24 protein-coding genes are annotated in these 20,240 nt (G+C 62.2%); 10 read left to right on the top strand and 14 right to left on the bottom strand.

Annotated elements, in window-relative coordinates:
• Nucleotides 1-20 precede the first annotated feature (20 nt).
• On the top strand, nucleotides 21-2,426 hold the full coding sequence (locus tag F7R90_RS07680) for a penicillin acylase family protein (RefSeq protein WP_158056665.1): 2,406 nt from the start codon (nucleotides 21-23) through the stop codon (nucleotides 2,424-2,426).
• A complete protein-coding gene (locus F7R90_RS07675) occupies nucleotides 2,423-2,761 on the top strand; it encodes a hypothetical protein (RefSeq protein WP_158056664.1) in 339 nt (112 codons plus the stop codon). Before F7R90_RS07680 ends, F7R90_RS07675 begins: the two co-directional genes overlap by 4 nt.
• Nucleotides 2,762-2,925: 164 nt before the next feature.
• Here the strand turns inward: F7R90_RS07675 and F7R90_RS07670 are convergent, their stop codons facing one another.
• Together F7R90_RS07670 and F7R90_RS07665 are read right to left on the bottom strand one after the other, a co-directional pair.
• Entirely contained in the window at nucleotides 2,926-3,993 is a 1,068-nt protein-coding gene (locus F7R90_RS07670) for a methionine synthase (protein WP_158056663.1), read from the bottom strand.
• On the bottom strand, nucleotides 3,990-4,997 hold the full coding sequence (locus F7R90_RS07665; RefSeq protein ID WP_158056662.1) for a 5-methyltetrahydropteroyltriglutamate--homocysteine methyltransferase: 1,008 nt from the start codon (nucleotides 4,995-4,997) through the stop codon (nucleotides 3,990-3,992). The genes F7R90_RS07670 and F7R90_RS07665 overlap by 4 nt, the downstream gene beginning before the upstream one ends.
• Nucleotides 4,998-5,180: 183 nt before the next feature.
• Between F7R90_RS07665 and F7R90_RS07660 the strand changes: the two genes are divergently transcribed.
• Nucleotides 5,181-5,747: a hypothetical protein gene (locus tag F7R90_RS07660; protein WP_158056661.1), complete on the top strand. Its 567-nt coding sequence runs from the start codon at nucleotides 5,181-5,183 to the stop codon at nucleotides 5,745-5,747.
• Here F7R90_RS07660 and F7R90_RS07655 read toward each other — a convergent pair.
• Genes F7R90_RS07655 through F7R90_RS07630 form a run of 6 tightly spaced genes read right to left on the bottom strand, consistent with a single transcriptional unit; the run spans nucleotide 5,736 to nucleotide 9,839 of the window.
• Entirely contained in the window at nucleotides 5,736-6,302 is a 567-nt protein-coding gene (locus F7R90_RS07655) for a HemK2/MTQ2 family protein methyltransferase (protein WP_368408562.1), read from the bottom strand. The genes F7R90_RS07660 and F7R90_RS07655 overlap by 12 nt on opposite strands.
• Before the next feature lie 23 nt (nucleotides 6,303-6,325).
• Entirely contained in the window at nucleotides 6,326-7,579 is a 1,254-nt protein-coding gene (locus F7R90_RS07650; RefSeq protein WP_225741289.1) for a mechanosensitive ion channel family protein, read from the bottom strand.
• Between the two features lie 37 nt (nucleotides 7,580-7,616).
• Nucleotides 7,617-8,519, bottom strand: a complete 903-nt coding sequence (locus F7R90_RS07645) for a 16S ribosomal RNA methyltransferase A (RefSeq protein ID WP_158056659.1) — start codon at nucleotides 8,517-8,519, stop codon at nucleotides 7,617-7,619.
• A 51-nt stretch (nucleotides 8,520-8,570) separates the two neighbouring features.
• Nucleotides 8,571-9,146: a DUF655 domain-containing protein gene (locus F7R90_RS07640; RefSeq protein WP_158056658.1), complete on the bottom strand. Its 576-nt coding sequence runs from the start codon at nucleotides 9,144-9,146 to the stop codon at nucleotides 8,571-8,573.
• Nucleotides 9,147-9,190: 44 nt separating this feature from the next.
• Complete coding sequence (locus F7R90_RS07635; protein ID WP_158056657.1) at nucleotides 9,191-9,547, bottom strand: RNA polymerase Rpb4 family protein; 357 nt, start codon at nucleotides 9,545-9,547, stop codon at nucleotides 9,191-9,193.
• 1 nt (nucleotide 9,548) lies between these two features.
• Nucleotides 9,549-9,839, bottom strand: coding sequence for a 50S ribosomal protein L21e (locus tag F7R90_RS07630; protein ID WP_158056656.1), 291 nt, complete (start codon nucleotides 9,837-9,839; stop codon nucleotides 9,549-9,551).
• Between the two features lie 312 nt (nucleotides 9,840-10,151).
• Between F7R90_RS07630 and F7R90_RS07625 the strand changes: the two genes are divergently transcribed.
• Nucleotides 10,152-10,709 carry a metal-dependent hydrolase gene (locus F7R90_RS07625; RefSeq protein ID WP_158056655.1) on the top strand — a complete coding sequence of 186 codons (558 nt, stop codon included), beginning with the start codon at nucleotides 10,152-10,154 and terminating at the stop codon, nucleotides 10,707-10,709.
• 1 nt (nucleotide 10,710) lies between these two features.
• Here F7R90_RS07625 and F7R90_RS07620 read toward each other — a convergent pair whose 3' ends face one another.
• Complete coding sequence (locus F7R90_RS07620) at nucleotides 10,711-11,694, bottom strand: aldo/keto reductase (RefSeq protein ID WP_158056654.1); 984 nt, start codon at nucleotides 11,692-11,694, stop codon at nucleotides 10,711-10,713.
• Nucleotides 11,695-11,819: 125 nt separating this feature from the next.
• Here F7R90_RS07620 and F7R90_RS07615 point away from each other — a divergent pair, with 125 nt between their 5' ends.
• From F7R90_RS07615 to F7R90_RS07605, 3 genes are all read left to right on the top strand, one after another.
• On the top strand, nucleotides 11,820-12,983 hold the full coding sequence (locus F7R90_RS07615) for a cystathionine gamma-synthase (protein ID WP_158056653.1): 1,164 nt from the start codon (nucleotides 11,820-11,822) through the stop codon (nucleotides 12,981-12,983).
• Between the two features lie 173 nt (nucleotides 12,984-13,156).
• On the top strand, nucleotides 13,157-13,786 hold the full coding sequence (locus F7R90_RS07610; protein WP_158056652.1) for a VOC family protein: 630 nt from the start codon (nucleotides 13,157-13,159) through the stop codon (nucleotides 13,784-13,786).
• 88 nt (nucleotides 13,787-13,874) lie between these two features.
• Nucleotides 13,875-14,237, top strand: coding sequence for a hypothetical protein (locus tag F7R90_RS07605; protein ID WP_158056651.1), 363 nt, complete (start codon nucleotides 13,875-13,877; stop codon nucleotides 14,235-14,237).
• 61 nt (nucleotides 14,238-14,298) lie between these two features.
• Here the strand turns inward: F7R90_RS07605 and F7R90_RS07600 are convergent, their stop codons facing one another.
• Complete coding sequence (locus F7R90_RS07600) at nucleotides 14,299-14,565, bottom strand: elongation factor 1-beta (RefSeq protein WP_158056650.1); 267 nt, start codon at nucleotides 14,563-14,565, stop codon at nucleotides 14,299-14,301.
• A 2-nt stretch (nucleotides 14,566-14,567) separates the two neighbouring features.
• Nucleotides 14,568-14,747 (bottom strand): HVO_2753 family zinc finger protein, encoded by a 180-nt coding sequence (locus tag F7R90_RS07595; protein WP_158056649.1) that lies wholly within the window; start codon nucleotides 14,745-14,747, stop codon nucleotides 14,568-14,570.
• 247 nt (nucleotides 14,748-14,994) lie between these two features.
• On the opposite strand from F7R90_RS07595, the gene F7R90_RS07590 reads away from it, so the two are divergent.
• Both F7R90_RS07590 and F7R90_RS07585 read left to right on the top strand, forming a co-directional pair.
• Entirely contained in the window at nucleotides 14,995-15,939 is a 945-nt protein-coding gene (locus F7R90_RS07590) for an FKBP-type peptidyl-prolyl cis-trans isomerase (protein WP_158056648.1), read from the top strand.
• Between the two features lie 88 nt (nucleotides 15,940-16,027).
• Nucleotides 16,028-16,651 carry a hypothetical protein gene (locus F7R90_RS07585; protein ID WP_158056647.1) on the top strand — a complete coding sequence of 208 codons (624 nt, stop codon included), beginning with the start codon at nucleotides 16,028-16,030 and terminating at the stop codon, nucleotides 16,649-16,651.
• 458 nt (nucleotides 16,652-17,109) lie between these two features.
• Here the strand turns inward: F7R90_RS07585 and F7R90_RS07580 are convergent, their stop codons facing one another.
• The gene (locus F7R90_RS07580) at nucleotides 17,110-17,853 is read right to left on the bottom strand and encodes an HFX_2341 family transcriptional regulator domain-containing protein (RefSeq protein ID WP_158056646.1); all 744 of its coding nucleotides are present in this window, start codon (nucleotides 17,851-17,853) and stop codon (nucleotides 17,110-17,112) included.
• 102 nt (nucleotides 17,854-17,955) lie between these two features.
• Between F7R90_RS07580 and F7R90_RS07575 the strand changes: the two genes are divergently transcribed.
• The gene (locus tag F7R90_RS07575) at nucleotides 17,956-18,351 is read left to right on the top strand and encodes a hypothetical protein (RefSeq protein ID WP_158056645.1); all 396 of its coding nucleotides are present in this window, start codon (nucleotides 17,956-17,958) and stop codon (nucleotides 18,349-18,351) included.
• A 9-nt stretch (nucleotides 18,352-18,360) separates the two neighbouring features.
• Here F7R90_RS07575 and F7R90_RS07570 read toward each other — a convergent pair whose 3' ends face one another.
• Both F7R90_RS07570 and F7R90_RS07565 read right to left on the bottom strand, forming a co-directional pair.
• Entirely contained in the window at nucleotides 18,361-18,987 is a 627-nt protein-coding gene (locus tag F7R90_RS07570) for an RAD55 family ATPase (RefSeq protein WP_158056644.1), read from the bottom strand.
• Nucleotides 18,988-19,012: 25 nt separating this feature from the next.
• On the bottom strand, nucleotides 19,013-19,654 hold the full coding sequence (locus F7R90_RS07565) for a MinD/ParA family ATP-binding protein (protein ID WP_158056643.1): 642 nt from the start codon (nucleotides 19,652-19,654) through the stop codon (nucleotides 19,013-19,015).
• Nucleotides 19,655-20,240 lie beyond the last annotated feature (586 nt).

Here is a 20,240-nt window from a genome sequence, read left to right as displayed (position 1 = left end):
CACCAACTGTACCTCCCGGTATGGACGGCAACTACACGCGGCGGGCGCTCCTCGGGGCGATTCTCGGCGGCGGGGTCGCCGCCGGGTCACTCTCGCCGGTTCGGGGCTATCTCGAGCGGTTCGCGCCCTACAGCGGGTCGGCGTGGGCGGGCGCGACCGAACGCCCGGACGGCACCGTCGAGAATCCCTACGGCGCTGCGGAACTGCGATACGACGACTACGGCGTGCCGCATCTCTCGGCCGACGACGAGCAGGCGCTCTATTTCGCGGTAGGATACACGCAGGCCGCGGACAGACTGTTTCAACTCGACCTCCAGCGCAGACTGATGCGCGGGCAACTCTCGGCCGTCGTCGGCGAGCGGGCCTTCGAGTCCGACGAGTTCCACGTGAAGATGGATTTCGCTGGCGCGGCCGAGGCCAACTGGGAGATGCTCGGCGGTACCGAGACAGAGCCACTGGTCGAAGCGTTCTCGGAGGGTGTCAACCACTACATCGACACCGAGTCGCTTCCCATCGAGTTCTCCCTGCTCTCCTACGAACCCGCCGAGTGGACGCCCGCCGACACGATGCTGATGGAGAAGCAAATCTCGTGGAACCTGACCGGGAGCTTTCGCACGCTCAGGAGAGCGTTGCTCGCCGACAAACTCGGTGAGCAGGCGGTCGAAGAACTCTATCCGGCGCGACTCGACCACGATTATCCCATCATCCGCGAAGGGGGCGACGGCAACAGTAGCCGGGCCTCTCAGCACCCGTCAGCACCCGCCAGCGACCAACCGACCGCCGACATCGACACCGACTTCGTGGGCTGGTTGGACGGCTTCGAGTCGCCCCCGGGTATCGGGTCCAACAGTTGGATAGTCTCGGGGGAGATGACCGAAAGCGGCACGCCACTGCTGGCCAACGACCCCCATCTCGGGCTGATGGCCCCGCCGGTCTGGTACGAGATGCACGTCGAGACCGAAGAGTTGAACGCCCGCGGCGTCACCTTTCCCGGGGTCCCGTTCGTCGTCATCGGCGAGAACGACGCTGGCGCGTGGGGATTCACCAACGGCGGCGCGGACGTCATCGACTTTTACTCCTACGAGACCGACGAGTCCGGTGACCGTTATCGGTATCGCGGAAACTGGCGAGAGTTCGACACCGAGACGCGCGAAATCGAGATCTCGGACGCCAAAAATCGCGAGGTGACGGTCAAAAAATCGGTTCACGGCCCCCTCGTCGAACGCGAAGACCGGCGCGTCGGCGTCTCGTGGACCGGCCACACAGCCACCCGGACGACGCTCGCGGTCCGAGAACTGAACCACAGCGACGGCATGGCGGACGCGATTGGGGCCACCGAGAAGTTCGACGTACCGACCCAGAACCTCGTCTACGCCGACAGAGACGGCAACACGCTCTACTATCTCACCGGCAAGATACCGATTCGGACGAACGGCGCGAGGGACGGGAAAGACGGCGAGGAAATCGCGGGCGACCGCATCTTCGACGGCTCTGTGGGAGAGGGAGAATGGCAGGGCTTCGAACCCTTTGGCACCTCTTCGTGGGAGGGGTTCGTCCCGTTCGAGGAGAAGCCCCACGTCCGCAACCCTGACTACCTCGCCACTGCGAACCAGCGAATCGTAGACGACCCCGAACACTACATCGCGGAAGCCTATTCGACTCCCTATCGGGGTAAGCGAATTTACGACATGCTGGACGAACGCGTGGCCGCAGACGACCCCATGAACGCCGAGTTCATGCGCGAGATTCAACTCGACACGCTCGACGGCCGCGCGGCGACGCTCGTCCCCGAACTGGTGAAGGCTGTCCGAAGTGGAAGCAAGGGCGGGACACTCGGAGAAGCAGTCCAGACGCTCGCCGACTGGGACTACCGGATGGACACCGACTCACGAGGGGCGCTGCTGTTCGCACGCTGGTTCGATCAATTCCGCACTGACACGTTCAAAGACGACTTCGAACAGGCCGGTCTCGACGAGTCGTACTACCCGAGTGACTGGGTGCTGGCGAATCTCCCTGCGGACAGTCGGTGGTTCGGCGAGAAGGGCCGCAAATCGGTCTTGGTCGATGCGCTCCGACAGACGCTCGAAAAAGTCGAAGGAGAGACCACCTACGGCGACTACAGCCACACCGGTGCGCTGACTCATCCGTTCGACTTGGGATTCCTCAACTACCCAGAGATTCCGAAGGCCGGAACCGACCACACGGTCAACGACTTCTCCGTCGAGAGCGCGACGGGCGTCAGTTGGCGCATGGTCTGCCCGATGGACGGCGACTCGCAGGCAATCCTGCCGGGCGGTAACTCGGGCGACTACTTCTCGGACCACTACGACGACCAACTGAAACTGTGGGCAGGCGGCGAGTACAAACCGATGGGTCTCGATGCAACAGGCGACCTCGCTGTCGAATTCGAGGAGGCAGAGCGATGAACGCCACTGAGTCGCTCGAAACACTTCGAACGAATTCCCGAGCGCGCTGGATTGCGTTCGCGCTGGCAATCTTACTCGCCGTCGCGGTGGCGACGATTCACTGGGTCGGATTCGTCCTCGGCGGCGCGCTCGCCGGACTCGCCTCCAAGAATCTCAAGCGCGCACTCCTCGCGGGATTCGCCGTCGGCGTCGTCTCGTGGCTGGTCTGGGTCGCGTTCCTCGCGACTGGGGGAATCACGATGAAGTACTTCGCGATGGGCCAAATTCTGGCCGTGAGTGCGGCGATTCCAATCGCCGCGTCAGTAGTCGGGTCGCTGGCCCGAGGCGTCGTCTGACCGGCGAGACGAACGTTGAAATACGAAGCCGAAGCCACTCCGTCCTGTGACCTGAACCGGGTCGGAGCGCAACCGCGGGAGCGCGGCGCGCGGCGTTTCGGGACCCCGCAAGCGCGCCGCCTGTTCGTAAGCGACCGAGAGAAGCAGCGAGAGCAGGAGACCGATCAGTCGTCAGCGGGGACGGCTTCTCGCTCGACGTCTATCTTTCCGGCGTCGAGTTCCGTCTCCACTTCTCGGGCGGCAGTGACGAGGTTCTCCATCTTCTGGTACGCGACTTCGCGCGGGAGCAGCTTCACGCCGCAGTCGGGACTCACCGTCAGTTGCTCGGGCGGCACGACTTCGAGGCCTTTCTTGACGTTCTCCTTGATTTCTTCGACTGACTCGACAGTCGCGTCGTGGGCGTCTACCACGCCGAGCGCGAGGTCCGCGGTGAACTCCGGCTCTTTGAACACGTCGAGTTGGTCGTAGTCGCCGTTGGCGAGTTCGAGGTCGAACTCGTCCACCGGGAAGGAAAGAATCTCCGGATAGATGCGCGAGTAGTCGCCGTAGCAGACGTGCAGGCCGACTCGCACCTCGTCAGGCACGCCGTCGGCGATGCGTTCGAGACACTCGCCGACGATGGCGTGGTCGTCCGGCGTCGTCGCCAGCGCGGGTTCGTCTATCTGGATGTAGCGCGCGCCAGCATCGACCAGTTTCTCGATTTCGGTGTTGACCAAATCTGCGAGCGCGTAGGCCAGTTCCTCCTCGTCGTCGTACGCCTCGTTGAAGCTCCAGTTGGCGAGGGTGTAGGGACCGGTAATCGGCACCTTGACTGGCTTGTCTGAGACGCTGGCAGTGAACTCGTATTCGTCCACGAGCCACGACTCGTCGTACTCGACCTCCGAGACGACGGAGGGTTTGTCGAAGGTGTTGTGACCCCAGACTTTCACTGGGCCGTTGAACTCGTAGCCGTCGATGCGGTGGGCGAAGAACTCCACCATCTCGTTGCGCCGCATCTCGCCGTCTACGACAGTGTCGAGTCCGGCGCGTTCGTGTTCTTCGGTGATGAGTCGCGCGGCGTCGTCTTTGGCTTCTTGCCACGCCGACTCGTCGAAGTCCGCCTCTTCGTCCTCGTACAAGTCGCGGGCCCGGTCTACCCACTTGGGCTTGGGATAGCTGCCGACGACGCTCGTCAGCAGGAAGTGGTCGTTCGGGTGGTCCTCCGGCCGGAACTGCTCTCTGTTGTTGCTCATGCTGTGACCTCCGTGAGTTCGGTGGCCTCGCCGAGTGCGGCGAGTTTCTCCTGGAACGTCGAGTACGGCAGGTAGAACGTCTCGGTGTTGGTCGTCAGGTAGATGGTCTCGAAGTCGGCCGCGGGCGTGTTCTCTTCGAGCCAGTCGGCACGTTCCGCAATCGCTCCGGGGTCCTCGACCAGCGTGTTCTGGCCGTCCACGACGCCCGCCGCGATGCTACCTTTTGTGCCGTACTCGTTGATGTTGTACAGGTTCTCCTCGTGGTTCGAGACAAAATCGTAGCCTAGGGCGTCGAAGTCGGCGTCGAGCAGGTGGGCGTGGACTTTCTCGGTGAGCGCGCCCCAGTAGGTCTGGACGACCACGTCGGTGTCAGCGGGAGCGGCAGTCGTGACAGCGTCGATAGCATCGCTCGCGCGTTCGTCCTCGCCGTCACCGGGGACGTTCTCCACGAGCGACGGTTCGAGGACGAACAGCGTCTCGACTTCGGGGAACGCTTCGACTTCTCCGGCGAGGAAGTCGGCGACAGCGGCGAGGAAGTCGTCTTCGTCGCCGTAGTACTCGTCGGTGGCGAGGTCCGCGAGCGAGTACGGTCCCGGTACGACGGCTTGCAGTTCGTCGGCGGAGGCGAACCCGCTTGCTGCTTCCAGTTCGTTGGCGATGTCGCCGTCGAAGGTCAACTCGTCCGTCACCACGGGGTCCCGGTAGAAGTTGTTGTTGTCGTAGTAGCGGACGATGCCCCGCGTTTCGACGTTGTCGTGGACCGCCAGTGGATGCGCGAGCATGTCGTCCCAGCGGAGTTGCCCTTCGACCACTCGGTCGAGGGTCGCGTCCTGCTGGCGTTCGATGACTTCTTTGCGGGCTTGGTCGTAGACGGCGACGACTTCCTCGTCTTCGTCGCCGGAGACGAGGTCGTGTTTCTGGTGGCCTTTCAAGTCGGCCAAATCGTCTTTCGCCCAGTCCGGGAGCGGGAACACTCCCGGTGTGGTTGCGACGCGCTCTGTCATTGTATCCCGACGTACGGAATGCGGACGCTTAATATTTTCCACTTAGGAAAATAACCCGTGAGCATTAGATAGGTGTTAACAAGTGACTCAATATTCGGTGTGTTGGGCTGCGGAACTGCCAGCTACTGCATCTGAAGCTATCCCAGCAGAAAGTACTTCACGCGTCCGGAAGAGCTGTAAACAATGCGAAAACTACTCCCCGCGTTCGTCCTCGTCTTCCTCCTCGGAGTACTCGTCGGAGGGGTCGGTGGGGCCGGGTCGGGATTTGTTAGTTCCGCTCCCGACGATACCTCGCGCGATTTCGACTCGCCACCGCTCTCGCTGGGCAAAGCAACTGGTAGTTGCGGAGAAACGAAGGCAGACGCAGGATGGGTCCACGACGTAGCGGTCGGCAAGTCGTTCGCCGTGACGCTGAACGCGACGGTTCAGCACGCCCCGACAGAGACGGTGAAAGCGAGCGTCACCAAGGTTTCGCCGGGGTATTTCCGCATCGACCTCCGGACAGTGCAGAGCGACCGCTCGGAGGCGGCACAGCAGAAGATGAACGACACGGCTTCCGTCGGTTGCACCGAGACAGAACTCAGACTCGCTACGAGTCTGCCGACCGACTACGAGTCGTTCGAAATCACGATGAACGGCCGGACGCTCAGAACAGTCGAATACGACGGCACAGTTGCCGACCTCCACCAACTACCGAATCCAATCGAGGGACGAGAGTCAGCGGCCAACGCGAGCGACTCAGCGAACTAGCTTGAGAATCGTCAGCGTCTCGAACGGGAACGACTCGTCTCGGAGAGCAACTGCGGAGAATCCCGCTTTCTCGGCGATTTCTACGACCTCTTCTACGCCCGCGAGACTGCTAACCAGCAGGTAGACCGCGCCGTCGGGTGCGAGGACGCGCCCGACGGCCGCCAAGAAGGGTTCGACTACTTGCAGTCCGTCTTCGCCCCCAGAGAGCGCGACTTCCATCCAGTCGTCCTGCTCGTCGTCGGGGTCCGTCGGGAGGTACGGTGGATTGAACAGCACGGCGTCGAAGGTGTTGTCCCGAAAGGGCGTCAGGAGGTCTGCGCGGAGGGTCTCGACACCGCGTTCGCGTGCTTGTCTGCTCGCGTGCGGATTCAGGTCTGACCCGAGGACGCGAGCGCCAGTCTGGGCTGCGACCTGTTCGGCGACGTAGCCAGACCCGGTCCCGACTTCGAGCAGGAGGTCGTCACTGGCGTCTTCGCTTCGCTCTTTGTAGTCTGCCACTACGGCGTCGGCGAGCAGTCGGGAGTCCTCTGCCGGTTGGTAGACCTCCGTCTCCATCCCGCGTCTGTCGGCGAGGTCGGTCACTCCTCGTTCACCTCGGTATCGTCGTCGGACGCGGCGTCTTCGGTGCTGTCGTCTGACTCGTCGGTGCCGCCGTCGGCAGTCGCCTCTTCGGCGCGGTCAGTTCTCGTCTCGTTTCGGTCTACAGACTCCACGCCGACCTGCTCACCGGACACCTGCAAGCCGCCCGACTCTTCGCGGCCCGTGAGTTCGCGCTGGGGGAACGGAATCTTGATGCCCGCCTCGTCGTAGGCGGACTTGACGTTCTCGATGACCGCGGTGCGCGCGCGCCACTGTCGGCGCGCACTTGGTTTGTCTATCCACGCACGAAGGAGCAGCACGACCGACGAACTGCCGAGTTCCTTCAGCACGACCTTCGGGGTCGGCACGGTCAGCACCTCGTCCAACTCCTTCATCGTCTCCTCCGCGATGTCGGCCGCCTCCTCTACGTCCGCCTCGTAATCGACGCCGACTTCGACTTCGATGCGGAGGCGGCCCTTCCGACTCTTGTTCACTATCTTGTCGCCGCTGACGATGTCGTTGGGAATCATCACGTACTCGCCGTCGAACGTCTGGATGCGTGTGTTGACGATGGAGATGTCCGTGACGATGCCCTCCTCTTCGTCTATCTGTATCCAGTCGCCGATTTCGAACGGCCGGGAGAACATCAGAACGAAGCCAGCGAGCAGTGCCCCGAGCGTCTGGCGCGCGGCCATACCGACGACGATGCCGAGGAACCCGGCACCGACTAGCAGTCCGCTCAAGTCCACTTCCCACATGCCGAGAATGACCGCCACTGCGGCGACGTACACCGAGAGCTGTGAGACCCGGTAGAATATCTCGCTCTGGTGGCGTGAGATTGCTTCGTGGCCCTCCGAGAAGCGGTCGATTGCACGCTTGGCGAATCCTGAGAGAATGTACGCGCCCGCGAGGGTCGTGAGTGCGACGAGAATTCTAACGCCGACGCCGAGTGTACCGCCGATTTGCTCAAGTGCTTCCGCGGCGGAATCGACTTTCGACCAGAGGACGAGTAGGGAGACGACGGCTCCCAGCAGAATCGTCCCGATAATACTGACGAGGATTACGTCTGCGACGTTACTGGTGAACCTCTTGCGAATCTCTCGTCGGACGTACCGAACTGCCAGCACGCCGACGAGGACACCGAAGAGGATGACCACCGAGATGGCGACCCGGGCAGAGTTCGTCGTAAACTGCGCCAACTCGTCGATGAGCGACATGAGGCTGGCGACGACACTCAGCGCGACGAGGCTCACAGTCTCATCCCTCCGCCTGTTCTGTGTTTCACGTGTCTCACCCGTCGTAGCCACCGTGCCGGGCCGCAGCGACGGCCAGCGCGGCGAACGTCTCGGGAGCGAGATTTCCCGCGCGTTTGCTTAAAATGTCGGGGTCCAAGTTGGTCTCGCCGTCTGCGATGGCATCGACCGCCGCGTCGGCGTCTTCGAGACCAGAGATGTGAGGCGTGTTCCGAATCGCGTTCCGAATCGTCTTGCGCCGCTGGGTGAACACTGCCTTGACGAACCGCAAGAAGAACTCCTCGTCCTCGACTTCGTAGTCGGGGTCGCGCGGTGTCGTCCGGACGATTGCGCTCTGAACCTCCGGCGCTGGCGAGAACGCTTCTTTCGGGACAGGTTCCACGACTTCCACGTCGGCGTAGTGCTGAGACGTCACCGAGAGACGCCCGTACTCGTCGGTTCCGGCTTCCGCGGCCATGCGCTCGGCGAACTCCTGCTGGAACATCAGCACGAGCGGTTTCTTCAGGGGAAGTAGCCGGAACGCGATTTCGCTGGAGACGCCGTAGGGGAGATTCGAGATAGAAGTCGTAAAGTCGGGGAGGTCGAGTTCGAGCGCGTCGCCCTCTTCGACGTGGAGACGGCCAGCCTCGACTTCGTCGGCGAACTCCTCGCGCAGGAACGCCGCGAAGTCGGGGTCGCGCTCGATTACCGTGACCTCCTCGGCGGCCCCGAGCAGTCGGTCGGTCAGCGCGCCGGGTCCGCCACCGACTTCGAGGACGTGGCTCAGGTCGGCGTCGGTTTCCTCGGCGTAGCCGGGAATCCGGTCCAGTACGCGGTCGTCCACCAGAAAGTGCTGGTCGTGGTTCGGGTCGCCGCGGCGGCCCGCGCGCCGGATGAGCGCGTCGGGGTCCCGCCGCTCGCTGGCGTCGGCGTCACGCCGGTTGGCGTCGGCATCGGTCATGTTGTCGGGGTCTACCAACCGAACGCTGGTAAACCCACCGAGTCAGAAGAGCTACTGTTCTTCGCGCCGCACGAACGTCCGATACTTCAGGTCGTCTTCGCGGAGTTCTTCGAGGATACGCTCCACGAGGACTTCCTCGGGGTTGTGAAGCCCCGAGACGCGGTCTTCGATGTCGTCGAAGCTCTCGAAGGGCTTGCGCTTGCGCGCCTCCAAGATGTTGTTGCGCAGTTTCTTGCCGATGCCGGGGAGCAGGTTCAACTGGTGAAGGCGCAACGTAATCGGTTGCGCGTCGTTGTAGAAGTCCACGAACCGCTGTTGGTCGTTCTCCACGATGTCGCGGATGGCGGGTTCGAGTTCCGACTGGGCCGCTCCGAGGAGGTCGTCGAACTCGATTTCCCGGATTTCTGCTATCAGATCGTTGCTCCTGTCGGCGTCGATTCTGTCGGTCACACCGACGCTCGCGTCCTCTTCGAGGACGATTTCGAACAGCCTGAAATCGGAGATTCCGAGCGCCTGTGACACTGGCTGTTTCTGGTACTGTGGTCGGTCATCCTCCGGACGACCGTTCGGAAGGTAGTCCAAGACGACCGCTGGCACCTGCTCAGCGTCTTCGTTCTGTTCACTCATTGTCACTGGCTACGCTGACGAAATACTTAAAGAATCGGCCGGATTCAGTCGTACTTCGTGACGACGTTCAGAATCTCGTCTAATTCGTCACCCGAAAGCGTGTAGCGCTCTTGGGCGTACACCGACCGAAGTTCGTCGCGGTTCTTCGGGAGGAGGTCGGTGATCTTGTACGCCGTCGGCTCGTCGACCTTCTCCAGTTCGAGCAGTTCGTCGACGAGTTCCTGTGACTCCTCGGCGTCGAGAACCGCGAAGCGGTTGACGTGTTCGATGGCCCGAGCGAGTTCGTAGCGCATCTCTCGGTCCTCGTCGAGCGCACGCTCTTGCTCGACCTCCGAGAGTAGCTCCTTGGCCTGCGAGGTGGTCAGATACTCCTCGTCGACCTTCTCCTTGAAGATGGTCATACTACTGCTGTGCCTTCAGGTGTGCGGGCGTGACGATGAGGGTCTTGTCCTTGCCGCGGTCGCTGATGGCGACCTTGTAGGCGGCTCCCTGCTTGCCCACGATTTCGCCGGTCAGACCGTTGAAGCGCGGGTGGAAGCGACCCTTCTCGACGCTCGGGTCGATTTTGAGGTGGACCTTCTGGCCCTCTTCGTATTTCTGGACGGCACGCTGCGGCGGCGAAGTTCCGCTCTCGCGGGGTTCGTTCGAGAGCTTCTTGCGAGTACTGTGTTTGGGTCCGTTCGAACTCGGCATAGTCGTACGACCTTCTTGTTCTGTCGGCTTTATAAAACGCACGTTCCGTATCCACATCTTCTCGTCGGGTGCCAACGCGACACAGGCGCTCGGCACCACTCCGAGAACAATCTGGATCAAAAACGACCCTCGAATTCCGCGCGTACAGCGCACGAAATTCTCCCGTTCGCTCGCACTGGTGGGACTTCCACAGGGCACCGTGTCGAGCCACGATCGCACTGCACGCGCCGTCTTGCGGTCGTCCCGTCGTCCGTTTAACCCCCATGCATGGTCCACCACCACACCTATGGAACTGTTCGTAGTGCCACTTCCATGGTTGACGTCACCGGGCACCTCGGAATGGCACTCATCTGGCTCGCGCCAGCGTGGTACTTCATCGACCACCGAAAGTCGGCCGCCGCGTTCGTCTTCACTGGGTTCTGGTTCGGGATGCTACCGGACGTGGACTTGGTTCTCTCGAACTACGTCGAGACGATTCACCACCACGGCATCTTCCACACGGTTCTCGTCGTCACGATACTGGCCGCTGTACTCGGTCCCGCGCTCGGGTGGACCATGCGAAAGCTGTTCGGCCGGACGGAGTGGTTCTCCGCGCGCGCCGAAGAGAACGCCATCGCACTCGGCTTCGTCGGGGTCTGGGTTGCAGGTCTCGCGCACCTGTTCGCAGACATGCTGTCGGCACCCGACGTTTCGACCCCCATCGAGCCATTCTGGCCGCTCTTTCACGGTGGACTTTTCTCGGTGGACGTGCTCTGGTACAAGTCGTTCTGGGCGACGTGGGCGCTGTTGTTCGTTGGCATCGCGCTCAACGCGGGACTGTGGTACTGGAAGGGGCAGGACGTGAATGCTGGAGACTCGGTTGCGACGTAGCTCACCAGCGATGATGCACGAACTCGCGGATGCGCTCGTCGTACACGTCCTGTACGCCAGCCAGCTGGTCGTCCGATAGCGACGACAGTTCCGAAGCCGCCACGTTGTCTCGGATGTGTTCGGGACTGGTCGAACCCGGGATGACAGTGCTCACCGCGTCGAAGTCCAGAATCCAGCGGAGCGCGAACTGCGCCATCGTCGCGTCGTCGGGGACAAATTCGCGCAGTTGTTCCACTGCTTCGAGTCCTTCCCCGAACGGAACCCCGGCGAACGTCTCGCCCACGTCGAACGCTTCTCCCTCGCGGTTGAAGTTGCGGTGGTCGTTCTCCGGGAATTCGCTGGTCTCGTCCAGTTTTCCGGTCAGCAAGCCAGACGCGAGCGGCACGCGAACGATGACGCCCACGTCGCGTTCCTCGGCTTGTTCGAAGAACAGTTCGGCGGGTCGCTGGCGGAACGGGTTGAAGATTATCTGGACCGTCTCGACGCCGGGGTACTCGATGGCTTTCAGGCCCTCTTCGACGCGCTCGACGCTGACGCCGTAGTGAGAAATCTTGCGGTCCTGTTTCAGGTCCGCAAGCGCGTCGAACGTCTCAGGCTGGTAGTAGGCGTCCGTCGGCGGGCAGTGCAGTTGCACGAGGTCGAGGGTGTCGGTGTCGAGATTCTCGCGGCTCCGCTCCACGAACCGCTCTAAGTTTTCTCGGTCGTATCGCTCCGCCTCGTGAGGGTCGAGTCGCCGCCCGGCCTTCGTTGCGACCACTGGCTCCTCGTCGCGCTCCGCCAGAACGTCGGCTATAATCTGTTCGCTCCGTCCGTCGCCGTACACGTCTGCCGTGTCCAGAAAGTCGATTCCGGCGTCGAGTGCCGTCTCGATGGCTCGCTTGCCTTCCGACTCGGAGATGTCGCCCCAGTCGCCGCCGATTTCCCACGTGCCGAGTCCGACTTCGGTGACATCGTAGCCCGTGCTGCCGAGTTCGCGTTGCTCCATGGAACTCCCTGCGGTAGGCACGCCAAAAGTGATTGGCGTCGGTGCGCGACTTGCCGGTGTTTCTGCGTCGCCGCTCGGTATTCGAAAGGACAAGAATAACCTGCCGCCACTGCGTCCGTTCGCCCATGGACGACGAGGACTACGAGTTCGAGACGCGCTCGATTCACGCGGGCCAAGAACCCGACGAGGAGACCGGCGCGCTGATGACGCCGATTTACGCCAACTCCACGTACGTGCAGGACGGCCCCGGCGACCACCGCGGCTACGAGTACTCCCGGACGGGCAACCCGACCCGAACCGACTTGGAGGCCAACGTCGCCAGCCTCGAAGGCGGGGAGTACGGTCGCTGTTTCTCCAGCGGGATGGGGTCGATAAACACGGTGCTGAACCTGCTCGAAGCGGGCGACCACGTCGTCGCCAGCGAGGACGTATACGGCGGCACTCACCGCATCTTCACGCAGGTCTACGACAAGTACGACCTCGAATTCGACTTCGTGGACATGACCGACACCGACGAGACGGCAGCGGCGATGAAAGATTCGACCGAGTTGGTGTGGGTCGAGACGCCGACGAATCCGCTCCTGAACATCGTCGATATCGACGCGACGACCGACATCGCCCACGACAACGGCGCGCTCTGCGTCGTGGACAACACCTTCGCCACGCCGTACCTCCAGCGACCGCTCGAACTCGGCGCGGACGCAGTGTCGCACTCGCTGACGAAGTACATGGGCGGCCACTCCGACGTGGTCGGCGGCGCGCTCGTCACGAACGACGAGGAACTCGACGAACAGTTCGGCTTCTACCAGAACAGCGTCGGCGCGACCCCCGGCCCGCACGACTGTTTCCTCGTCCTGCGCGGCACGAAGACGCTCCCAGTTCGGATGGACCGCCACTGCGAGAACGCCGCCGAACTGGCCGAGTGGCTGGAAGCCCACGACGATGTTTCGCGCGTCTACTACCCCGGACTGGAGAGCCACCCGGACCACGACCTCGCCAGCGAGCAGATGGACGACTTCGGCGGCATGGTCAGCTTCGAGATGGACGCGAGTCTCGAAGAGACCGCGGATGTCGTATCCGAGACGAACGTCTTCACGCTCGCAGAGAGTCTGGGCGGCGTCGAGAGTCTCATCGAGCAACCGGCGACGATGACCCACGCTGCGATTCCAAAAGAGGAGCGACTCGCGGCGGGGCTTCGTGACGGTCTGATTCGCGCGAGCATCGGGATTGAAAGTGTGAGCGACTTGAAACGGGACTTAGAGCAGGCGTTCGAGAAGAGTCTGAACTGAGTCTGGAATTGTCGTCCCAGAATTGTTTAGGAGATGGAAGAGTGGCGAGCAGAGCGCAACGCTTGAATTGCGTGAGAGCCGGGTTTTTCTGACCATCTCACTCTCTGATTCCGATAACGCGGTGACACCCATGTTACCTGAGAGCTATTGATTTCGCTCCCGTACGCACCGCTATGAGCAACGAGCGAAAACCCGCCGAAGAGTTCGAAATCACTCCGGAACTGCCAGATAGCCCCATCCATACCACCGGAACCGACCACATCACGCTCATCGGGTCCAACACCGAGGACACGGTGGAGTTCTATCGAGACATTCTGGGAATGCCGCTCGTGCTTCGCCAACCGAATCTGGACGACCCGACTTCGACGCATCTGTTCTTCGACACGGGCGACGGCCGCATCATCACGTTCTTCGTGAGCGACGACCGGGCGTCCCACCGCGGGCCGCAACGCGCAGGCGTCGGTGGGGTGCATCACCTCTCCTTTAGCATCGACCCCGAGCGGTTCGTGGAGGTCCGGGAAGCCCTCGAAGAGGAGTGGCGCGGCTACAACGAATTCGACCGCGGCATCTTCCACTCGCTGTACACGCAGGACCACAACGGACTGGTCATCGAACTCGCGACTGACAAGTTCGACATCCCGGACGACCGACGTGGCGAGGTGCTGGCGAAAACCCACGAACTCCGCGTCGAAGATGGCTCCGAGTTCGCCGAGGAGCGCCACATGGAGCAAGCCCTCGAAGAACTCGGACTCGACGCGACCAAACACGAACTGCCGGACGCGCCGACCGGGTCGGGTGTGTGAACGGGCCTGGCAGATTAACAATCGAACAGCTACCCGGGGAGTTCCCAGAAACACTTTTGTGACTTCCGTTTTAGGTCTGCGTTATTATATGAACGATGAGAATGCCGCTTGGTTCGTCCAAAAGCTGCCACTCCTTGGACTCCTAATCGCGCTCCCGTGTTGGGGTTTGGCGTACCTCTTGCTGAACGAGTACGCGTTCGTCCTCGGCGGGATACTACTTGCAGTCGGATTGTTCGTCTACGTCCTCTCGAACGGTGCGAAGACGGTCTACATCGCGAAGAATAGAGAGCAAGCTATCGAACACGAACTGTGCTTTCGACGCCTCTACCGGAAACCCAACCCACCCGAGACGACGACCGAAGTCGGTCGAGAGATACGGTACGGAGCATTCCTCACGGCTGCACTGCTCGTCATGGCCATCGCCCCGTTCGTCACCGTAACCCCTGCGTAGTCACGCTTACAAACCGCTACGTGGTCACGATGTCAGAAAAACGTCGCGAGAAAAACGGTCGTTAAATCCGGCCGACGTTCTCGACTTCGACGCTCTCGACGCCTTCGACGCTGGCGAAGCCCTCTTCGACGGCTTCCGTCCCGCCCGTGCCGTCGGGGACGATGACCGTCGGGAGGAGCGCGACCAGACCGAACGCGACGTCGTCGCGTTCGAAGCCGTTGATCTTCGCACCCTCGGGGAGCGACTCTTCGAGTCGGTCCTGAAGCTGGTCGAGGTCGATTTCCGGGCTCTGCGGCATGACCTTGATTTTGGCTGCTACTTTTCCCATGTTTACGGACCCATGAACCCACAGTCGGGGCACTCGTAGAGGTTGCTCTGCTTGCGGCACTTCGCGCAGCGGTAAATCTGTTGCCCACAGTCGGGGCACTTGAACGACGCCGCGTTGCTCCCGGAGATGTTGATCCCACAGGAGACGCATCGGCGCGCCTGTCTCTGTTCGGACTGACTCATACCACTCAGTTCCCGCCCGCGACTTTAAATCGTTTCGAAAGGGGTCGGGTGCGTGCGCCTCCTTCGCAGGGTGCAATCGCGGTACTCGGACGCTACCCACGAGTTCGATAGCACGCCCCGACTCGGATGAAGTCGTCGCTCACGGCGTGAGCGCATCGATCCTCGGGTCGAACCGGTTGGATTCACGCCGAATCGCTCGCGCACCAGAAACGTGATTCTTAAGGGGCGAACAGGCGACGTTCCACGTATGAGTGAAGAACAAGAGGCCGAAGTAGCCGAAGACGAAGCAACCGAAGAAGTGGAGGATGGACTCCAGTCGGGCGACTTCATCCGCCTCGACTACACCGCGCGCACCATCGAGGACGGCAACGTCGTAGACACGACCGACCCCGAAGTCGCCGAGGAAGAAGGACTCGACGAGGAGGAGCGCGAGTTCGAACCGCGCACCATCGTCCTCGGTCAGGGCCACATCTTCCAGAGCGTCGAAGACGACATCACGGGCAAGGAAGTCGGCGACGAAGGTCACGTCACCATCCCCGCCGAGGAAGCGTTCGGCGAGTACAACAACGAGGAAGTCAAGACCGTCAGCGCCGACAAGATTCCGGAAGACGAACGCTACCCTGGCGCGCACGTCAACGTCGATGGCGAACACGGCCACGTCGAGACCATCATCGGCGGCCGCGCTCGCGTGGACTTCAACCACCCGCTCGCGGGCGAGGACATCGAGTACGACTACGAAGTTGTCGGTGAAGTCGAAGACGACGTGGAGAAGGCACAGGGCCTCATCTCGATGTTCCTCGACGCGGACCTCGAAATGTGGATCGAGACGGACGAAGTCGAAGAAGAGACCGTCGTCGAACCCGACGAGGACGACGAGGACGCCGAACCCGAGACGGAGACCCAGACCGTCGAGAAGGAGACGCTGTACATCGAGAGCACGCCGCAGTTGGCGATGAACCAGCAGTGGATGTTCCAGAAGCAGCAGATCGCACAGCAGGTCATCGACCAACTCGGTCTCGACCGCGTCATCGTCCAGGAGACCATCGACGGCGGCGGCATGCCCGGCATGGGCGGCATGATGGGCGGCGGCATGGGCGGCGGCGACGTGGACCTCGAAGAAGCGCTCGAAGACGCCGACGTGGACGAAGACGAAATCGTCGAAGAACTCGAAGCCGAAGAAACCGAAGAGTAAGTCGCCTCGCCCCCGATTCCCCCAATTTCTCTCACCCTTCAGCGACTGCGTTCGGAATCACTATCTCCTAGTGCGGTGACGGAACCGCATGCACCACCAGACGCGACTCTTCCATCTGCACTTCAACACGCCCGCCGTCGCCAGCGCACGACGCGCGCTGGCCGACCACGGCGTCCCGCTTCGTCAGAAGTTCGGGCACGTCTCCGGCGAATCGGTCGTGCTCGCACCTGACGACGAGGCTCCCGAAGACTTCCGACTTCGTTTGCAAAGTCACAGACGGGGCTACGTCGATGTCACACTCGCGCCGGGAACACGACCGCACTTCGACCACCTCGGCGTCTGTACGAGTGAGTTCGACCGAGTAGTCGCGCGCGCCGAAGACGTTGGGTGGTCGGTGCGCGACACCGACGGCCGCCGACCGTTCGTGATGACGCCGTGGGGCTTTCGCGTGGAGGTGCATCGAGACGGAAGCGACCTGGAGTCGTCGTTGGGAGACTGGGATTCCGGGCATCTCACCGAAGTCGAACTCCGAGTCTCCGACCCCGACGAGGTGCTGGCGGGACTCGAACGAGTGTTCGGAGACCTCCCGGAACTGGTCGTAGCACAGGCAAACGACGAAGCCGACCGGCCGTTCGTCTCGCGGTTTACCATCGCAGGCGACGCGCTCTCCGAGCGCGTCGTGAACGTACAGAAAATGCTCCGGGACGACTGAAGCAAGCACATCTCTGCGACAGAAGCGTGGGGGAGTAGCGTCAGCGGGGAACTGACGGTGCCGACGAGCGTCGGCGGGCGAAGAGCGCCAGCGGGGAACTGGCGAGTCTGTGAAGCGCCAGCGGGGACCGGCGACGGCACAGCGACCGTTGGGAGGGCCAATGGGAGGGCAACCGGAGGCGACCGTCTGGGGAGGGCGACGAATCACCGTCCGGTGCTACGGGGGCCGAGAGGCAGGCACGTAACTGGAAGACGACGGACCGGGGCGGCCCGTCGTGGAGAGCCATGCGCGACCAGTTGGGGGAGGTCGTCTTCGACCTCCACTTAGTCGTACTCCGGGGTATATATTCAGTACTATCAAAGTACTATCGATACTATTCCTACAGTAAATAGTATAGAAACTGCCTATACTATCGACTCACGTCGGTTGATTAGCCAGTAAAGTTCGGAGGAGAACCGCTACGACTCTCTAATCTTGTGTTGGAACGCCCGGAGCGCGTGGACACCAGTTTCGGTGAGCGTGATCTGCTTGCGGCGGCCGACGCGTTCGACGTCCACGTAGCCGTCTTCGAGCAGTGGGTCCACGACGTTCGCGTTCAACAGCGCGAACTTCGCTTTGTCGTTGGCCGGTTGGTTGTCCGCGATGAAGGAGAGTTCGGCCTCTTCTGCGTACTCGATGACGTCTTTCTTCTTGACGGTGTACGTCTCGGTGTTGGCCTCCGAGAGAAACTCCATGACTGCGACTTGGTCGGGCGTCGGCGACTCGATAGGGTACGTCGGAAGCACCTCGTCGCTCTCGTAGCCGTAACTCTGACGCTGTTTCTCGTCGGCGTAGGGGTAGCCTTCGGGGTGAACGTAGTACGCCGTCGCTTCCGTCGCCATGCAGGCGATGGCCGCGCCGACGGCCGAGAGTTTCGACCCACTGGAGACGTTGACGCGCACGATGTCGTCGGCGTGGTCGGCGACGACCGTCGTCACCTCTCCGAGAACGTCGTAGATGTCCATCAGGTCCACCGGCCGGGAGCGAACTTCGACGCCGAGGTCGGTGATCTCTTCGCGCAGGTCGTCGTGATACGGCGCGTCGCTCGGGCCTTCGTGTTCGAGGAGGTAGACGACGTCTACGCCGTACTTCTCGACGGGACCGAGGATGCGGTCGTACTCGTAGCCGAGCGGAGCGATGTGGACCTCGTCGATGGAGTTCATTCGAGATTCGTCTGCGTGGTGTCGGCCTGAGACAATAAGTGGTCGCTATCTCGGTGCTGAGTGACACCCTCGATTTATATTTCCGAAGCTACAATTGTCGGTGTGGCAGACCAATCGAACTCCCTCCGCGCCGAAATAGTCAGACGCTGGAAAGCGGAGCTGTACTCGGCCGATACGGTCGTTGCCGCGGTGTCGGTAGCTGTCGCGCTCCCGACCGCGTTTCTGGTCGCCATCGTCACCGACCAGCCACACTTGTTGGTTCCGCTGTTGACGACCGCAGGAATCGGTCCGTCGCTCGCTCACGAGAACGGCCAGCACGAACGACAGAGCTACCGAGCGGCCGCTACGTGGGGACTCGTCGCAGCGATACTGTTCACTGTCGCGTTCCTCACTATCGCGCTCAGCGGGTCCGCTCTCGGCCTCGACACGTCCACGGCTTCGGTCGGCGCGCTGGTCGTCACGCTCGGCGCTGGCGTCCTCGTCGGCCGAAAGGCGTGAGCAACTGAGTCAGGCGATGTCTCGACTCGTGTCGATGCTGACCGACTCTCCCAGTTCCAGTTTGATGGTCTCGCCGAGCGCTCGCCCACCGCGGAACTTCGGCACCGCCAACCGCGTCTCCACGCTGTCGCTCGAGTACTCAGTGTGCAACTGAAACACCACGTCCGAGACGTGTTCGGTCAGGTCTCGGGCGTCGGGCACGCTCCGACCGTCCAGACAGTGCAGGACCGCGACGCTGCCCGTGTTGTGCAGGTGGTTCTGCAAGTCGTTCAAGAAGTTTCGGTAGCGACTCTCCGACTGTGTCTCTAGCAGGTCGATTGGGTCCACGACGAGGTTCGAGTTCTCCGGTAGTCGCCGGAAGAGTCGTTGGCATTGGTCCAGCGGCGTGTCGCTCGGAACCCGCCGCACGTCCGGCGTCTCCGTCCGTCCGGGCGCGCGTTCGAAGCCTGCCCTGACCGCCACCTCGTCGCGGTCGGTCGTGAGATACAGCGTCTGGCGCGCGGACGAAAACTCGTAGAGTAGCAACTCCGCCTGACTCGCTGGAGGTGCCGAGAGAGCGACGAGAGACCCGCTCGGGAGACCGCCGTCGAGTTTTCTGTCCAGCACGTCGATACCAGTCGAGAGTCGCCGCGCCACTGTCTTTCGTTCACACAGGTAGAAATTATAAATATTTGGGCTGTAGGCTTGACACGACTTGGTCGTACGCCGACCGAACCCGCTCGTCGGCCAGTGGGTCGGTGCTTCTGCCCGTATGCGGAATCGCCCCGAGAGACGGACAGTTCAACAGTTCTGTCACCGCTTCGGGGACTGCTTTCGCGCGCGAGACCACCACGCCTGCAACTGTCGTTCCGAGTTGCCGCGCCATCGCCGCAGTTTTCGCCGTGTCGCGGAGACACGCGGGGTCGAGCGTCGTCACGACCACCACGTTGTCGGCGGCGCGAAGTGGCGCGACGGCGTCTGGTCCCGCTCCCGCAGGTGCATCGAGTAGGATGGCGTCGGTGGCACCGGACAGACGGTCGAACAGCCCCGTCGAACCGCTGTGTCCACCGCCTTCTGTCGCCGGAAGAATCGACAGTCCCGAGACAGTCGGATGACCCTGCGCGACTTCGTTCGGGTTCCGACCCGCCGCCACCGCGTCCAGTCCCGGTTCGCGCTCGACGCCCGCCACGAGGTGCAGGTCAGGCATCTCGGCGTCTGCGTCGGCGACGAGGACGGACCGGCGTTGGCGCGCGAACGCCGCGGCGACACCGAGTGCGCTCGTCGTCTTGCCACAGCCTCCCTTTCCCCCGGCGATTGCGAGCATGGAGACGAGTTGGTCGTGGCTTGGAATTTGAATGTTCGCATTGTGGGCTTGGGGATGGACGGCTTGGGGTTATCGTAACGCCCAGTGACACAAACACTGGATGGGACTGAAAGGGGCCGCCCGGTCGCGTCCCAAGGACGTGGTTGCGCTGTGGGCAACTATTCGGCGCGGGCTGTGTTGAGAGTGCCGAATATCCCGCAGAGCAATCGCGACCGGGCGGGGGCTTTCGAGGAAGAAACCGCGGTGTAAGTCACTGCTACGTGGCGACGACGAACGCAGTGAGGCTCGCTATTCCCGAAACCGATGAGAGACCGCATAGCACCGCCACCGCGAGCGCTGACGGATAAACCGTGTCCGTCGAGGTCACCCTCGCTTCGCTCGCGTGACAGCCACACCCTCCCCAGCCGACTCCGTTTCTCGGGGTTGGAAGACGCGACCGGTGTGGTCGCGTCTTCCACGCTGTGATACTCGTCCCTCGCACGGGATTTGGCGCAACCATTTCGGGTTGCGCCAGCGCGCGCCAACTGCTTGCCAAAGTTCAAATACGAAGCCGTGACCAACTCGCGCCGGACGCTCTCGGTCGGAA

The sequence above is a fragment of the Halorussus halophilus genome (assembly GCF_008831545.1).
Classification (GTDB): domain Archaea; phylum Halobacteriota; class Halobacteria; order Halobacteriales; family Haladaptataceae; genus Halorussus; species Halorussus halophilus.
Note: the sequence above shows the minus strand (reverse complement) of the source record. Positions and strands in the feature narration are given on the sequence as shown.

Coding starts and splice junctions, on each gene's coding strand:
- F7R90_RS07680 (WP_158056665.1), top strand. CDS start 21: ATGGACGGCAACTACACGCGGCGGGCGCTCCTCGGGGCGATTCTCGGC.
- F7R90_RS07675 (WP_158056664.1), top strand. CDS start 2,423: ATGAACGCCACTGAGTCGCTCGAAACACTTCGAACGAATTCCCGAGCG.
- F7R90_RS07670 (WP_158056663.1), bottom strand. CDS start 3,993: ATGAGCAACAACAGAGAGCAGTTCCGGCCGGAGGACCACCCGAACGAC.
- F7R90_RS07665 (WP_158056662.1), bottom strand. CDS start 4,997: ATGACAGAGCGCGTCGCAACCACACCGGGAGTGTTCCCGCTCCCGGAC.
- F7R90_RS07660 (WP_158056661.1), top strand. CDS start 5,181: ATGCGAAAACTACTCCCCGCGTTCGTCCTCGTCTTCCTCCTCGGAGTA.
- F7R90_RS07655 (WP_368408562.1), bottom strand. CDS start 6,302: ATGGAGACGGAGGTCTACCAACCGGCAGAGGACTCCCGACTGCTCGCC.
- F7R90_RS07645 (WP_158056659.1), bottom strand. CDS start 8,519: ATGACCGATGCCGACGCCAACCGGCGTGACGCCGACGCCAGCGAGCGG.
- F7R90_RS07640 (WP_158056658.1), bottom strand. CDS start 9,146: ATGAGTGAACAGAACGAAGACGCTGAGCAGGTGCCAGCGGTCGTCTTG.
- F7R90_RS07635 (WP_158056657.1), bottom strand. CDS start 9,547: ATGACCATCTTCAAGGAGAAGGTCGACGAGGAGTATCTGACCACCTCG.
- F7R90_RS07630 (WP_158056656.1), bottom strand. CDS start 9,839: ATGCCGAGTTCGAACGGACCCAAACACAGTACTCGCAAGAAGCTCTCG.
- F7R90_RS07625 (WP_158056655.1), top strand. CDS start 10,152: ATGGTTGACGTCACCGGGCACCTCGGAATGGCACTCATCTGGCTCGCG.
- F7R90_RS07620 (WP_158056654.1), bottom strand. CDS start 11,694: ATGGAGCAACGCGAACTCGGCAGCACGGGCTACGATGTCACCGAAGTC.
- F7R90_RS07615 (WP_158056653.1), top strand. CDS start 11,820: ATGGACGACGAGGACTACGAGTTCGAGACGCGCTCGATTCACGCGGGC.
- F7R90_RS07610 (WP_158056652.1), top strand. CDS start 13,157: ATGAGCAACGAGCGAAAACCCGCCGAAGAGTTCGAAATCACTCCGGAA.
- F7R90_RS07605 (WP_158056651.1), top strand. CDS start 13,875: ATGAACGATGAGAATGCCGCTTGGTTCGTCCAAAAGCTGCCACTCCTT.
- F7R90_RS07600 (WP_158056650.1), bottom strand. CDS start 14,565: ATGGGAAAAGTAGCAGCCAAAATCAAGGTCATGCCGCAGAGCCCGGAA.
- F7R90_RS07595 (WP_158056649.1), bottom strand. CDS start 14,747: ATGAGTCAGTCCGAACAGAGACAGGCGCGCCGATGCGTCTCCTGTGGG.
- F7R90_RS07590 (WP_158056648.1), top strand. CDS start 14,995: ATGAGTGAAGAACAAGAGGCCGAAGTAGCCGAAGACGAAGCAACCGAA.
- F7R90_RS07585 (WP_158056647.1), top strand. CDS start 16,028: ATGCACCACCAGACGCGACTCTTCCATCTGCACTTCAACACGCCCGCC.
- F7R90_RS07580 (WP_158056646.1), bottom strand. CDS start 17,853: ATGAACTCCATCGACGAGGTCCACATCGCTCCGCTCGGCTACGAGTAC.
- F7R90_RS07565 (WP_158056643.1), bottom strand. CDS start 19,654: ATGCTCGCAATCGCCGGGGGAAAGGGAGGCTGTGGCAAGACGACGAGC.